This is a genomic window from Vibrio profundum (genome assembly GCF_050337555.1).
In the GTDB taxonomy this organism is placed as follows: Bacteria; Pseudomonadota; Gammaproteobacteria; order Enterobacterales; family Vibrionaceae; genus Vibrio; species Vibrio profundum.
In genome coordinates this window covers 22762-37236 of sequence record NZ_JAKJTA010000016.1, presented here as the reverse complement: position 1 = coordinate 37236, position 14475 = coordinate 22762, and the positions used below count along the sequence as shown (strand labels likewise).

At 45.7% G+C, this 14475-nt stretch carries 10 protein-coding genes; 2 read left to right on the top strand and 8 right to left on the bottom strand.

Annotation, left to right across the window (positions count from 1 at the left end; genetic code table 11):
• Positions 1-65: 65 nt before the first annotated feature.
• The 5 genes from L4C34_RS15275 to L4C34_RS15255 form a co-directional block, all read right to left on the bottom strand.
• Entirely contained in the window at positions 66-1310 is a 1245-nt protein-coding gene (locus L4C34_RS15275; RefSeq protein ID WP_428790211.1) for a carboxynorspermidine synthase, read from the bottom strand.
• 13 nt (positions 1311-1323) lie between these two features.
• Positions 1324-4212 carry a pyridoxal phosphate-dependent class III aminotransferase gene (locus tag L4C34_RS15270; protein WP_428790210.1) on the bottom strand — a complete coding sequence of 963 codons (2889 nt, stop codon included), beginning with the start codon at positions 4210-4212 and terminating at the stop codon, positions 1324-1326.
• 550 nt (positions 4213-4762) lie between these two features.
• Complete coding sequence (gene nhaA, locus L4C34_RS15265; protein ID WP_428790209.1) at positions 4763-5911, bottom strand: Na+/H+ antiporter NhaA; 1149 nt, start codon at positions 5909-5911, stop codon at positions 4763-4765.
• A 343-nt stretch (positions 5912-6254) separates the two neighbouring features.
• Complete coding sequence (locus L4C34_RS15260; protein WP_428790208.1) at positions 6255-8705, bottom strand: ABC transporter permease; 2451 nt, start codon at positions 8703-8705, stop codon at positions 6255-6257.
• Positions 8686-9357, bottom strand: a complete 672-nt coding sequence (locus L4C34_RS15255) for an ABC transporter ATP-binding protein (RefSeq protein ID WP_428790207.1) — start codon at positions 9355-9357, stop codon at positions 8686-8688. Before L4C34_RS15255 ends, L4C34_RS15260 begins: the two co-directional genes overlap by 20 nt.
• 91 nt (positions 9358-9448) lie before the next feature.
• Here L4C34_RS15255 and L4C34_RS15250 point away from each other — a divergent pair, with 91 nt between their 5' ends.
• Complete coding sequence (locus L4C34_RS15250) at positions 9449-9604, top strand: hypothetical protein (protein WP_428790206.1); 156 nt, start codon at positions 9449-9451, stop codon at positions 9602-9604.
• A 239-nt stretch (positions 9605-9843) separates the two neighbouring features.
• Here L4C34_RS15250 and L4C34_RS15245 read toward each other — a convergent pair whose 3' ends face one another.
• The 3 genes from L4C34_RS15245 to rsuA all read right to left on the bottom strand — a co-directional run bounded on the left by L4C34_RS15245 (position 9844) and on the right by rsuA (position 12537).
• The gene (locus tag L4C34_RS15245) at positions 9844-10497 is read right to left on the bottom strand and encodes a DUF2913 family protein (protein WP_428790205.1); all 654 of its coding nucleotides are present in this window, start codon (positions 10495-10497) and stop codon (positions 9844-9846) included.
• A complete protein-coding gene (locus tag L4C34_RS15240) occupies positions 10497-11663 on the bottom strand; it encodes a Bcr/CflA family multidrug efflux MFS transporter (RefSeq protein WP_428790204.1) in 1167 nt (388 codons plus the stop codon). Before L4C34_RS15240 ends, L4C34_RS15245 begins: the two co-directional genes overlap by 1 nt.
• Positions 11664-11835: 172 nt before the next feature.
• On the bottom strand, positions 11836-12537 hold the full coding sequence (rsuA, locus tag L4C34_RS15235) for a 16S rRNA pseudouridine(516) synthase RsuA (protein ID WP_428790254.1): 702 nt from the start codon (positions 12535-12537) through the stop codon (positions 11836-11838).
• Positions 12538-12710: 173 nt separating this feature from the next.
• Here rsuA and radD point away from each other — a divergent pair, with 173 nt between their 5' ends.
• Positions 12711-14459: a DNA repair helicase RadD gene (radD, locus tag L4C34_RS15230; protein WP_428790203.1), complete on the top strand. Its 1749-nt coding sequence runs from the start codon at positions 12711-12713 to the stop codon at positions 14457-14459.
• Positions 14460-14475 lie beyond the last annotated feature (16 nt).

Below are 14475 nucleotides of genomic sequence, written 5' to 3'. Positions count from 1 at the left end.
GCTTTGGGATTTAAACCACATCAGCGGGCCTAATTCATTACACAGAATATAGACCCGAAGCGAATTTATTTTAAGATTTTAATATCAGGCTGACCAACTTCCAGTTCCTGAACATGCCAATCTAGGCCAATGCTTGGCATCGTTTCTAAGAACGGGTCTGGGTTCAATTGTTCCATGTTGAACACGCCTGCTTCCGCCCACTCGCCACGGAAATATTGCAGTGCTGCAGTAATTGCCGGAACACCAGTGGTGTATGAAATCGCTTGATGCTCTACATCCGCATAAGCCACTTCGTGATCAGCGTTATTGTAGATGAATACGCTGCGCTCTTTACCGTCTTTCTTACCTTGAACCCAAGTACCGATACACGTTTTACCCGTGTAGCCAGGAGCCAAAGAGGTTGGATCTGGCAGCATCGCTTTCAATACATGCAGTGGCTGCACTACTGTACCGTCGTGCAGTGTTAGAGGATCAGGGCTAAGCAGACCGATATCACGCATACAGTTGAAGTAGTTAAGGTATTGGTCTCCAAAACCCATCCAAAACTCAATGCGTTTCGCGGGAATAAATTCTTTCATCGAACGAACTTCATCGTGCGCCATGGAATACACTTTATGAGAGCCCACTAGTGGGAAATCAAACTCAAGCATACGAGAATGACAAGGAACTTGTTTCCACTCTTCATTTTCCCAGTAGAAAGAATCACCTTGGATTTCTAACATATTGGTTTCAGGATCAAAGTTTGTCGCAAACTTCTTACCATGGTCACCAGCATTGACATCCATCACATCAATGCTATCAATCTCATCAAACAAATGCTTCACCGCATGAGCGGCAAATACGCTTACAACGCCCGGATCGAAGCCCGCACCAAGAATGCCAGTAATACCCGCCTGAGCAAATTTTTCGCGGTAGCCCCATTGCCAATCGTACGCTTGTGGCACTTGTTGCCCTTCAGAGCAAAGGTCTACAGCAACCGATGTATCTAGGTATGAAACCTTAGCTTGATAACAAGCTTCCATGATGCTCATGTTAACCCAAGGAGGTCCTGCGTTAATGACCAGATCCGGTTTCACTTCTTCGATAAGTGCTACAAGTGCGTCAACATCATCTGCGTTTACCGCGCGAGCTTCTAACTTCTTCGCAGTATCTTTTAGATTATTACGACCTTTGATTGACTCAATGATCTTTTCACACTTACTTATCGTGCGTGAAGCCAGAGTAATATCGCCCAATACATCGTTGTTTTGTGCTGCTTTATGCGCGACTACCCAGCCAACGCCACCGGCACCAATCTGTAGAATTGCCATTATATCTGTTCCTTTATTTCGCTAGCTCAGAAGCTAGTGTAGTAATTTTTTCTAGTAGAGACTCGAAGTCTGACGCTTTAAGGCAAGGGTTCAGAATCGTAAACTTCAAAGCAGTATTGCCTGCAATAACCGTTTCACCTAGCACGGCTACACCGCGAGTCAAAGCTTCAATGCGCACTGCTTGGTTTAACTTATCCAAATCAGCACCATTCGCGCTGTTCACTCTAAATAGCACGGTAGACAATGAAGGCTCTGCCAATAACTCAAAGCCAGAGTGGGCTTCGACCATACGAGCAACACTTTGAGTCTGCTCTAGCAAGTGATCGTACATTTTACCTAACGTATTTGGCCCAACATTTTGCATTGTCATGAAGACTTTCAATGCATCGAAGCGCTTCGTGGTTGAAATGGATTTATCAACCAAATTTGGCAACTCATCGTGCTCTCGGTTCAGATAATCTGCATGATGTAGTAGGAACTTAAAGTTCGCTTTGTCCTTCACCAACAGTGAACCACAGCTAATTGTTTGATAGAACAGCTTATGGAAATCAACACTTACTGAACTTGCACGGTCAATGCCACTCAAACGGTTCTTATGGCTGCTCAATATAAGCGCGCCGCCATAAGCGCCATCGACATGCATCCACAAGTCAAATTTATCTGCCGCATCAGCAATCGCATCTAGGTCATCAATCGAGCCATGATCGGTAGTGCCTGCCGTACCGACTATCGCAAACGGAATCAAGCCATCTTGTATCGCTTGCGTAACAACAGCGTCTAGCTGAGTTGCGTCCATCGTACCATCTGCATGACACGCTACAGGAAGCACCGCTTTTTCGCCCAGCCCCATCCAAGATGCGGACTTGTGCACGGTAAAATGAGAGTTCTCAGAACAAACAATACGCAGCTTATCGGCATAGTCTGGCAAGCCTAGTTTTTGAATCGAATGGCCAGACAGTTTATCGGCAACCCAATCACGAGCTAGCATCAGCCCCATTTGGTTACTTTGCGTGCCACCACTGGTAAAAATGCCGTCTGCCTTGTCGCCCATCTGATAGGTATCACAGAGCCAATCGACAACTTTTTGCTCCACATACGTCGCAGAAGACGCTTGATCCCAGGAGTCCATCGACTGATTCAATGAAGCAATCATGGCTTCAGCAGCAACGGCTGACATTAAAGGAGGTGTATGCAAATGCGCGATACAGTCAGGGTGTTGAACGAATATTGAATTCTTCGCCACTAAATCCGCAGTTGCGTCGACAACATCACACAGATTAGCCGTTTGGTTATTAAGATCCACAGCATTAATTGCTTGTTCTAGCTGTTTAGGTTCAATCCCAGAGTATGGGGCGTTAGTTTGTTCAAATACGTCTTTCATCACCGCAGTGGTGTGGTTCATCACTACAGAAAATTCATCTGCGCCAGTCTCACCTGTGTGGATAAAGTGCTTACGCCACTCTTGGCTATCTGAAGAAGGTTCACGCGTTCCTGCACCAGCAGCAATCATCGCGTCTTCTAGCACTTTTAAGGCGAAGTCAATTTGTTCAAAAGTGATGATCATCGGCGGTAAGAAACGAACGACTGACCCATCACGGCCACCTTTCTCTACCATCAAACCGCGTTCTAATGCTGCACGTTGAATCGCTAACGTTAACGGCCCATCAGATTCAGGCTCACCAAATTTGTTCATTGCACCATTTGGATTACGGATCTCAACGCCTAGCATCAAACCTTTACCACGAACTTCCGCAATGCAGTTTACGCGCTCTTGAATACGCTCTAAACCTAAACGAAGATATTGACCTGCTACTTGTGCATGATCGACTAATTGATCACGCTCAATAATCTCAAGGGCTTTAGCGCCCGAGACCATGGCCAGTTGGTTGCCACGAAACGTCCCAGTGTGCTCGCCTGCCTTCCAAGTATCGATTTCTTTGTTAAACACCAGAATCGACATCGGCAAACCGCCACCAATGGCTTTGGACAAACATAAGATATCTGGCGACACACCCGCTTCTTCGAAAGCAAAGCGATGGCCTGTTTTACCCACACCACATTGAATTTCATCGAAAATGAGCAAAATACCATGCTCATCACAAATGCGACGCAGCTCTTGTAGCCAAAGTGCCGGTGCTGGAATAACACCACCTTCACCTTGTACTGGCTCAACGATGATCGCAGCAGGCTTCATAATACCCGCTTCATCATCGTTTAAGAGGCGTTCCATATAACGAATACTTGCTTTGGCTCCGGCTTCACCGCCTAAACCAAACGGGCATCGTAGATTGTATGGGAATGGCATGAAATGCACGTCAGACATCAGCCCTGTACGGCGTTCTTTCGTACCCAAGTTGCCCATCATTGCCATGGTACCGTTAGTCATACCATGGTATGCACCGCGAAACGCAAACATGGTATTGCGGCCTGTCGTTTGCTTTGCAAGTTTAATCGCGGCTTCAACGGCATCGGCACCAGACGGACCACAGAACTGAATAACAGAATTGTGTGCAAACTCTGCTGGAAGAAACGCTTTAACTTTATTGATAAAGTTAGCTTTCGCATCTGTCGTGATATCAAGTGTCTGGTAAGGTAATCCAGAATCGAGCTGTTCTTTGAGCGCTTGATTGATTTCAGGGTGATTGTAACCCAAGGACAGAGTACCTGCCCCTGCTAAACAGTCGAGAAAGATCTGGCCGCGAGTATCTTCAACCAAAGCACCATACGCACGCTTAATTGCGATGGGTAGGCGGCGCGGATACGAGCGCACATCGGATTCATGTTCAGCTTGATCAAGTAAAGTTTGATCTGGGGTTAAGTCATAGAGACCTTCCATGATAGGAACGTCTGCAGAAAAGTTAGCGGCGATATTGTTGTTATCAACGTCAAAGACTGTGCTCATTTTGATTACCTTGAAATATCAAATGATTTATTCACTTACACGCAGTGAGCGATTCAAATTATAAATGTATATAGGAAGCTTCCGACGTACTCACAAGCAGCCAGAATAGGAAGTCATCAAGCTGACGACTAAAAATTGTCAGTTTCAAGGTTCAGTAATATTACTGGTATGAAGTACTGGGCAACTAGGAAGTAAGGTGCTGATTGTGGTGTGTAAGTTAACTTTTTTCACTGTTGGGTTTCCCATTAATACGCAACTTTGGTGCAAAAACTAAAGCAGCGCTAGTGTCCCGTCTACCGACAAATGCTCGTCGATACCTACCCTACGCAGTATCACCATCAGCGTGAATCATCACTGCGCGTATCCCCCAGAGTTTCATGCGCTACACAGCCTCCGAGATTGCGCGAGAAATTATCATAAAAACAAGCACCATGGCAACACTTTTTACCTAAAATCCAATAAAAATCGCTCACTTTTTAACCGAAAATACAAATAAAAAAGGCGGACTCTAAGTCCACCTTTTTTACGCATTTACAATGTAAACAAGTTGTTAGGTTTTACGTTTAGGCAACGAACCATGTAATAATAGGTAACCTAGAACCGCCGCAGTCGTGGAACCCATTAAAATTCCCAGTCTTGCGTAGGTATCGTATTCTGGGTTGGCCGAGCCAAAGGCCAACGATGAAATGAAGATAGACATGGTAAAGCCAATCCCGCAGAGTACAGAAACTGCAAAGATATGAACAAAGTTCACCCCTTCAGGTAACTTCGCTATCCCCATTTTAACGGCCGCCCAACTGAAACTAAACACACCGAGCGGCTTGCCGACAACCAAACCCAATGCCACCCCTAACGGAAGCACAGAGGTTAACCCAGATAAAGATACGCCTTGTAGCGAAATACCTGCGTTCGCAAAAGCAAACAAAGGCAAAATCCCAAACGCCACGTACTTGTGCAAACCGTGCTCCATGGTTTTTAGAGGGGACTTCCCGTCTTTGGCCCCTTTAAGAGGAATTGCAAAACCAATCACTACCCCAGCTAATGTCGCGTGTACGCCAGATTTGAGTACCGCAGCCCACAGGATCGCTCCGACAATGATGTATGGTGTCAGGCGAGTCACATTCAGCGCGTTTAGGATAAACAACAAAGCCGTCATCAAAAAACCAATCGATAGAGCAACAGTTGAAAGATCGCTGCTATAAAATAACGCGATAATGATGACCACGCCTAAATCATCAATAATGGCTAATGCCAGTAAGTATACTTTTAAACTGATTGGTACTCGGCTTCCTAACAAAGCCATAATACCCAATGCGAACGCAATATCGGTTGCGGCAGGAATCGCCCAGCCTTGGATAGCCTGTGGGTCGTTGATATTAAATAGCACATAAATTAATGCGGGGGCCAGCATGCCTCCAACCGCAGCGATTGCGGGGAAGATAGCTGTTTCTCTCGACCGAAGCGCGCCTTCAATTAACTCTCTTTTTACTTCTAATCCAATCAGCAAAAAGAACACGGCCATCAGGCCATCATTGATCCAGTGAGACAGAGACATGCCAAATAGATAGCTATGCAACGCGCCTTGGTATACATCATTTAAAGGGGAATTAGCGACCATCATGGCAATCGCAGCGGCAATTACGAGTAGTACTCCTCCTGCTGATTCCATTTTGAAAAAGTCACGAATTAGCTCGCCCATTTGTATCGCCTTATGGTTATTATTGAATGAAACGATGAATAAAGAATATAACTGAATGCAAAGCTTTCCAAAAGCTCAGAAACTCATTTCTACCAATAATTGTTGTAAGTTTTTCTGACACTAAGCCTCAACAGGTGTAAGGGATTACCTATAAATTAATAGCACAGCGCAGGTAGAAATATCCAATTGAATTGAAATAATTTCTCACTTTTAAGATTCAAATACCAAACCGAGCACAAAGTCGCATAAAATACACTTTTCACCACCCAGCAAGCTGAAACTTCTCAAGGCGGATGCGTACCACTGTGCTAATGCACTCGAATTGGTGAATAAAGAAACACGATTATATCGCGTCTTTTAACAGCCTCATCGGGCTCATCTTGACTAAGCGTAAAATTGGGATTGCGCCCGCCAATAGCAATGATGCCATGATAACGCCGACTGTCGTCATATATTGGGTCAGAGAAAAGTACAATGGCATCGACCAACCAAACGACTGCCGAATCACGATATCCACCATGAATTTCGCCAAAGCGAGTCCAAGTGGCATCGCAATAAAAATCGATAGCAGGCCAAGAAACAGCAGCTGCGCGCCTCCCATTAGAGTAATTTCCTTTATCGAGAGTCCAAAACAGCGCAAAAGCGATAGATGGTATTGCCGGGAGTTTTCCCCAGCCAAAGTGGCAAAGAACAAACCAAAGACCGCAATCACCAGTGTAATGTTACCTAAAGTGTCAGCGACATCGAATGTTCGATCGAACAGTTGCATCGCTTTTCGGTGGATAGTTTTACTGTCGAACACACGGTCCGAACCCAAACCAAAATGTGTCTCGATGCGCTTTTTCAGCTGCGCCGAGTGACTGGCTGCGGATAACTTCAAACCCAGCGATACGCTGCCACTATCATGGAAAGCTTGTTGCCATGTTTTCTCCGACAAAATAGCTTGGTTATAGGGGTTGCCATAATCAAAGTAAATACCGACAATTTTCCAGCCTCCCGCTAACCCACCATAGAGACTAACGGTTTGACCTAATTGTAGAGACAAGCGATTAGCCATAGACTCACTGATCATCACAGACTTGCCATGATCGAGCAAATACCAGTAATTCGGTAACGCTTCTTTAACCGGAATCACGCCTTTTTCACCGTCTGAGAACCCCGTGCTTATCACTTGCAACGGGCCATGGGGTGTCAGTGTTTCTTTTTCATGGCGTTGCCAAACCTGAGCGATATCAGGCTGGCTTTCCAACCACGTATTAATATTTTCCGCTGAATCCATGTCTGGATATACGTACAGATCCGCTGCCAGCCGTTGTGACAACCAAGCATCTGTCGTATGCCTGAAGCTTCCAACCGTGGTTTCCACGCCGACGTTCGCCGCTATTGCTAACATAAACGCCATAGAAGCAACGCCTCGATAGCTCATGCTCGCGGCAGTATCGGAACAGAACCAACGAGCTTTCGCAGAACTGAGCCAGCGTGATAACTGAGTAAATAACTGCCAAATCAAAAACGGGGTAAACAACGCCACACTGAGCAGAGTAAAGGTAATGATGGCAAACCCAGTCTGTTCCGTTTTTGGCGCGTTGTACAAAGATACCGCCAACAGAGCAAAAATCGTCGCAAACAAGGTTTGAATAGCGAACTCTACGCTCATAAATCGCACCAGAGAAAGACGCTTTGCTAAACGTATTGGTTGCGCCCTAAGAAGACGTATTGAAGGCCAACAACATGCCACGGCTGAACCGACGATAGTCAAACACAAGCTCAAGCCGCTCGAACGCCAACTCCAACCTGTCATTGTAATCAAGCTACTGGCATACATAGAAGACAAATTGTGAGACACATCGGGGATCATTTGGTAGGCAAGCCAAACGCCCAGTATGTTCCCGCACAGCCAACTCACGAGTATCAACACGACCAACTCCAGCAAAAATGCTTGAGTTAACTGCCGCTCTGACACGCCCATTTGTCTCAATATACCAACCAAAGGCTGGCGCTGAGCTAGCGATAGCGACATAGCCTGATAAAAAATAAATAAACCAACTAAAAATGCCAACATACCAATAGCTGTCAAATTCATATGAAACGCTTTGGTAATCGATTCAATTTCATTTTGGGTATTATGTGATAGCACGACCCCTTGCGGCAAAGCTTGCTTCAACACAGCCAGCTTGTCTGGCGGCATCGCTCCACAGGCAATAATAGCGACACCAGCGTCTGCAATATGATGGTAAAGTTTGGCGCTGGTAAGCAGTTGATTTTCTTTCAGCAGCCCCCAGCTATCAATCACTACAGGGCCAACCGCATGGTGACCTAGCACCGTTATGCTATCGCCATTGTTCAGGTGTAAGCCATTCGCTAAACTTTGGCTCACTAATACCGAATAGGCGTTGGGAACTGGCGCAATGGAATATAATGACTCAGATGGGCTACCTTCTCGGTTAGGAAGTGAAGTCGAAGGGTCGACACCTAACAAAGCAACTAAACCTTGCCCACCAAAGCTGACAGGCACGCGCTTAAACGCAATACACTGATGAAAGCCTTCCCGATTAAGCGTTGAAAACAGAGTTTCAGGCAACACGCCGCCCGCGGCTTCTGTTCGGATTTTGTATGGAAGAGGATCAGAGAAAACCCGCTCACCACTTTCGCCATTTTGGCGTAAATTATTGCTGATCGAAGTCACGCCAACTAATAAAGAAACGCCAAGCGTTAATCCAAGCCATACCAACAGTAATTGAAACGGGTAACGTCGATAGTGACCTAGCAGCGCTTTAATGACGGGTGATAGCATGCAGTACGCCTCCTTGGAGACGAACGCGCCCTTCCATATGTTCGGCGACTTTTTCACTGTGTGTGACAAGGAGCAAAGTGCATTTCAACTGACGAGTCAGACTGGTTAGTAACCGCATGACCGCTTCGGCGTTTTTTTCGTCTAGACTTCCGGTTGGCTCATCCGCTAACAGAATAGAAGGCTCCATATAAAGAGCTCTGGCGATGGCAGCACGTTGCTGTTGTCCACCGGATATATCTTCCGGGAAACGTTTAAGCAGTGGCATCAAATCGAGCACTGAAATGATTTGTCGCCACAAACCTTTGTCTTCTGGGAGCCCTTTTAGTTCTCGACAAAATCGAATATTGTCTTCAACATTCACGGTAGGAAGTAGATTGTATTGCTGGAAAATGAGGCCGATATTGCCTCGTCGGTAAGCAGTACGTTTGCTCTCTTTTGCTTTATGCATAGCAAAATCTGGAAACAAGACTTCACCAGAATCAATGGTATCTAATCCAGCTATCAAATTAAGCAAGGTACTTTTCCCAGAACCACTTTCCCCCATCAAGGCCACTTGCTCGCCTTGGGAAAGTGACAACTTAGCTCCTTGTAAAATAGGGTGAAATTCTCCCCCGTCCAAATAGCCTTTACAAAGATTATTAAGTTGCAACATGTATACTCTCAAAAACTCAAATATCGCCGGGCAGTGAATCTACACTAAATCCACACAGGTAGGAAGTATTTTGCACGTGAGATCACACATTATGCAAATGGTTTCTTTTCAACAAGATCAAAATTCAAAGTATCCTGCTGAACACAACCAGCCTCAAGGCGCTGATTATAAAGATAAAACACCTTTCAAAAAGCAATACGTTCAGAAAGTAGACGGCAAAAAGTGTTATAACGGTAGCCGAATCTAGCCCCCCCTCTGAACGGCCAAACTTTACCTAAGTAACCTGATGTAGTGAGGGAAGTTCCTACCCGTTCGCTATATGGGACATCGACCAATCAGGCCTATTTTTCGAGATGAGAAATCAAGTAGTGTTATTAATAATCTCTAAATAATACATTTCATAAATATTTATGCTGAATTAGTTTTGTGCTGAATGAGTAAAAGCGCTCCTGAGATCCTCGCTAGGCAGGAACGCTATTTCAATAGCTAGCCGAGTAACGAGAACGGCAGTTCCGCTAACTGTTGGCCCTGATTTTTAGGGAAAATAAGATATTCGCCATGATATTTCACCGAAGATTTATAGTCGGTGACTTTGTGGAGTAAAAAGCCAGCTTGGTAAGCTTGTTCTACAAACTCTGTATGGTTACCGCGAACGAAAAAGCTCATCGGCTTAACCAGTACTGCGCCGTCAAAACAGTCATCACATTGGTTCGCACATAACCCTAATGACTTTTGTCCATCAGTAAATAACTGAGTCTTACCACAATTGGTCAGCGGCTCTGAAGTTGAGACTTCCCAATCCAAGCCTTCCATTCGGTCAAGAAAGCTCTCGATATCGCTATCTAAGATATCTGTGTTGTCTTTGCCTAATAACTCTCCATACAACAGCGAGATTCGTTTAAACAGATCCCAGAACCCTGCTTGGTTGCCCTTAGAGCGGCCAATTTTCTGCCACGCGATAAGATCTTTAGCCACGCAATGGTGGAAACGCTGAGTCTTAATTGCTCGCGTAACCCAACGAATCAAAAAGTGATTATTCGCAATCGGCGCATCCGACAGTTTTCCTGATTGATGCTCTTGTGATAGCTCATTTAATGCGGCATTGACCACCGCTTGTATTTCAACAACGTATTCAGACACTAGGCTTGTTTTCCAAAAATCCAGTACAAAGAAATTGAGAGTATAGAACAGCCTGCCATTACGCAGACCATAGGCCAAATCGCCAACCCTGGTAGAGCAGCGACCACGGCACCTATGATGGCCCCCATCCCGAAGCGGAGAGTACCAGACAATGAGGCCGCAGTGCCAGCCATCGAGTGGTAACTGCTCAACAATAGAGCCATCGAGTTACTGCCAATCATAGAAATGGTGCCAATGTACAAAACAACGAATGGTACGGTTCCCCAAAGGCCCCAATTGAGAATCCAGCCCGTCAACAAACCAATACCCGCTATTAGCTGCAGCGATAAGCCAAAACGAAGCATAAAATGCAGCCCTAAACGTTTGACTAATCGGCCATTCGACATAGTCAAAAGAATAAGTCCAATCACATTCAGCCCATATAAATACGCGAACTCGTTTGGCGAAACGCCAAAGATACGGATATAAACAAACGAGCCTGCGGTAAAGAAGGCGAACATACCAGCAAAAGAAAATGCGCTAGATAACATCAAGCCAACCGCCATTGGATTACGTACTAGCTTCCCATAGTTGGCCAACGTGGTCTTGAATCGCAGTGGGGGTCGGTTTTCCGTTTTCAGGGTTTCCGGAATCTTAAAGTAGACAATCACCACGACAATCACGGCGTAAACAGCAAGCACCCAGAATATTGAACGCCAACCAAACCACATCGCTAAGTGGCCACCAAGCATCGGTGCCACGAGAGGCGCTATCGTCATAACTAAAGTGATAAAAGACATCACCCGAGCAAATTCTTCCCGCTCAAACATGTCACGAATCACGGCCTGAATAACGACAGCGGCTGCCGCACCCGCAAACCCTTGAACCACACGCAATAAGTTTAGCGTATCAATACTATGTACCGTTGCACTGAGCAAAGCGGATATAGCGAAGAAGAAGACCCCGAGTATCAATACTGGACGGCGACCATAACTGTCGGAGACTGGGCCATGGAAAAGCTGACCAAGGGAGAAACCCGCGCCATAGGCCGTTAAACTCAGCTGAACAGCGCCCGTGTTGGCTGCAAGATCTTTTGCGATATCTGGCATCGCCGGTACATACATATCGATAGCAAGCGGCGTCAGCGCACCGATCGCGCCAAGTATGAGATAAATAAGCCACGTCATATAATTTGGTTGCTCCACAGCGGTTTCAGGTTTGGATGATATTGCAGACTTTTCGCTACATTTCTCAGTTAATAATAAGAAAGTTTCGAACAAAATAAGACGCTATGCTGAACATCAGCAAGCGCCTATTAATTTCTTAACCAGTTTTAACGGCGGTCAACGAAGTGACCATTTAAGCAGTAAACAAATCCACTTCTTGTTGAGAAAGATAGCGGTACTCTCCAGGCTCAAGATCTTCGTCTAACACAAGAGAACCAATTTGCTCACGGTGTAAATGCTCGACTTTATTTCCTAACGCTGCAAACATACGTTTAACTTGATGATACTTGCCTTCATGAATCGTCAACAAAACCTGATTGTCGCTAGCATCCACCAACTCAAACTGAGCAGGTAAGGTTAACTCTTTTTCGTTTTTCAACTGAATGCCAGTAGCAAACTGTTCGGCATATTGTTCTTGCACGGGATCGGCCAGCCAGACTCGATATACCTTCTGACATTTATGTTTTGGTGAGGTAATTCTGTGAGACCATTTCCCGTCGTCAGTGATCAACACCAGCCCAGTCGTATCCACATCAAGGCGACCAGCAAAATGGAGATCTTCCATTTTCACTTCGTCAAGCAGAGCAAATGCCGTCTGATTGAAACCATCTTCATGTGAACATACAAACCCCTCAGGTTTGTTTACCATGATGTAACGTGGGCCACGCGGTTCTAGCACTCGCCCTTGCCATTCAACTTGGCAATCGCTGCTTACCTTTACTGAACCACTTTTCGACGTATCACCATTAACAGTTACATCGCCGCTTTTAATTATTCTGGTCGCTTCTTTACGTGTCGCTCCTAGCGCGTCACATAGAAATTTATCTAATCGCATGTTTACCTCATCATAGGACGGCGTCATTGTATACTCATCTTGAGCTAGATCACAGTAACGGGTGACATTGTGACTGACTCACCCATGGACGTAGAACACATACAGACAAAAAAATATTATTTTAGTGTAGAATGCTCGCACGCTGCCATCTCCGATAATTCATCACACATCCCATGTATACTCTTCGCCCTTATCAAGCCGATTCAGTAAAAGCCGTTATTCATTATTTTCGCCAGCATTCAAGCCCTGCGGTTATAGTTTTGCCGACGGGAGCCGGTAAAAGTTTAGTCATCGCTGAACTCGCTCGCCTCGCCAAAGGCAGAGTGCTGGTACTTGCACACGTGAAAGAACTGGTGGAACAAAATCACGCCAAATATGAAGGCTATGGTTTACAAGGCGGGATTTATTCAGCAGGGCTTGGCCGCAAAGAAACAAATAAGCAAGTCGTGTTTGCGTCTGTTCAATCTGTAGCGCGCAACTTAGACGACTTTAAGAATCAGTATTCCCTGCTCGTTATTGACGAATGCCACCGCGTGCCAGATGCAAAAGACAGTAGCTATCAAAAAGTCATCCAACATTTGAAAGAGCTGAACTCCGGCATCAAAGTGCTCGGGCTCACCGCCACCCCCTATCGCCTTGGTATGGGCTGGATTTATCAGTACCACACCCGAGGACAAGTTCGCAGCGAAGAACCGCGCTTTTTCCGCGATTGTATCTTTGAACTGCCAATCAACTACTTGTTGGATGAAAACTTTCTTACTCCAGCACGCATGATAGATGCCCCTGTATTGAGCTATGATTTCTCGCAATTAAAGCCCGCTAACACGGGGAAATTTAAGCAAGCCGAGTTAGATATGGTGATTGAACAATCACAGCGCGCCACCCCTCAAATCATCGCTCAAGTTCTTCAATATGCACAAGACCGACAAGGCGTAATGATTTTCGCGGCGACGGTTCGTCACGCCCAAGAGATTTTAGCCCTACTTCCGCCCGAGCAATCCGATATCGTGATCGGCGATACCATCACACTGGAACGTGATGCAATTATCGAACGCTTTAAAACTCGCCAACTCAAATTTTTAGTTAATGTCTCTGTTCTAACAACGGGATTTGACGCCCCTCACGTAGACCTAATCGCGATTTTAAGACCCACAGAGTCCGTCAGCTTATATCAACAGATTGTTGGCCGAGGGCTAAGACTTTCACCCGGAAAAACCGAGTGTATTGTGTTGGATTACGCAGGAAACAATTACGATTTATACCAACCTGAGGTCGGCGACCCCAAACCCGACTCCAGCAGCGAGCTGGTCACCGTTCCCTGCCCTGCTTGTGGCTTCAACAATAATTTTTGGGGGAAGCTCGATAGCAAAGGCTTCTTAGTCGAGCATTTTGGCCGCCGCTGCCAAGGCTATTTCACCGACGAAGACACGCAAGAGCGTGAGCATTGTAATTATCGTTTTCGCGCTAAATACTGTCCTGAATGCGGCGCAGATAATGATATTGCCGCTCGTATTTGCCACGAATGCGATGCCACCTTGGTGGACCCAGATAAAAAACTCAAAGATGCGCTGAATCTAAAAGATGCCTTGGTATTCGAGTGTCACGACATTGAACTGTCGACTTACAAAGACGCCTCAAATCGAACCTGTTTAAAGGTAAGTTATTGTGATGAGGAACAAACTCAGGTTCATGAATTTTGGTCGTTACACAGCAAAAAACAAAAGCAAACCTTTCATGATAAGTTTGTGCGCTCACACCTCGCCGACAGGCACCGTCCTTTTGAAGATTTAACGGCCACCAGAGTGGTGCGTAACCAACACCGTTTCCGCCCGCCATTGTTTGTTATTGCCAGAAAATCGGGCCGATTTTGGAAAATCCGTGACAAGATTTTTTCAGAAGAGTTAGTCAACCGTCATAACTAAAGTATCCAAAAGACTG

What these genes read in the sequence shown, in the direction of transcription:
- L4C34_RS15240 (WP_428790204.1), bottom strand. Translation starts at nt 11,663, where the DNA reads ATGACGTGGCTTATTTATCTCATACTTGGCGCGATCGGTGCGCTGACG.
- L4C34_RS15250 (WP_428790206.1), top strand. Translation starts at nt 9,449, where the DNA reads ATGCAAATGGTTTCTTTTCAACAAGATCAAAATTCAAAGTATCCTGCT.
- L4C34_RS15275 (WP_428790211.1), bottom strand. Translation starts at nt 1,310, where the DNA reads ATGGCAATTCTACAGATTGGTGCCGGTGGCGTTGGCTGGGTAGTCGCG.
- nhaA (WP_428790209.1), bottom strand. Translation starts at nt 5,911, where the DNA reads ATGGGCGAGCTAATTCGTGACTTTTTCAAAATGGAATCAGCAGGAGGA.
- rsuA (WP_428790254.1), bottom strand. Translation starts at nt 12,537, where the DNA reads ATGCGATTAGATAAATTTCTATGTGACGCGCTAGGAGCGACACGTAAA.
- L4C34_RS15260 (WP_428790208.1), bottom strand. Translation starts at nt 8,705, where the DNA reads ATGCTATCACCCGTCATTAAAGCGCTGCTAGGTCACTATCGACGTTAC.
- L4C34_RS15270 (WP_428790210.1), bottom strand. Translation starts at nt 4,212, where the DNA reads ATGAGCACAGTCTTTGACGTTGATAACAACAATATCGCCGCTAACTTT.
- L4C34_RS15255 (WP_428790207.1), bottom strand. Translation starts at nt 9,357, where the DNA reads ATGTTGCAACTTAATAATCTTTGTAAAGGCTATTTGGACGGGGGAGAA.
- radD (WP_428790203.1), top strand. Translation starts at nt 12,711, where the DNA reads ATGTATACTCTTCGCCCTTATCAAGCCGATTCAGTAAAAGCCGTTATT.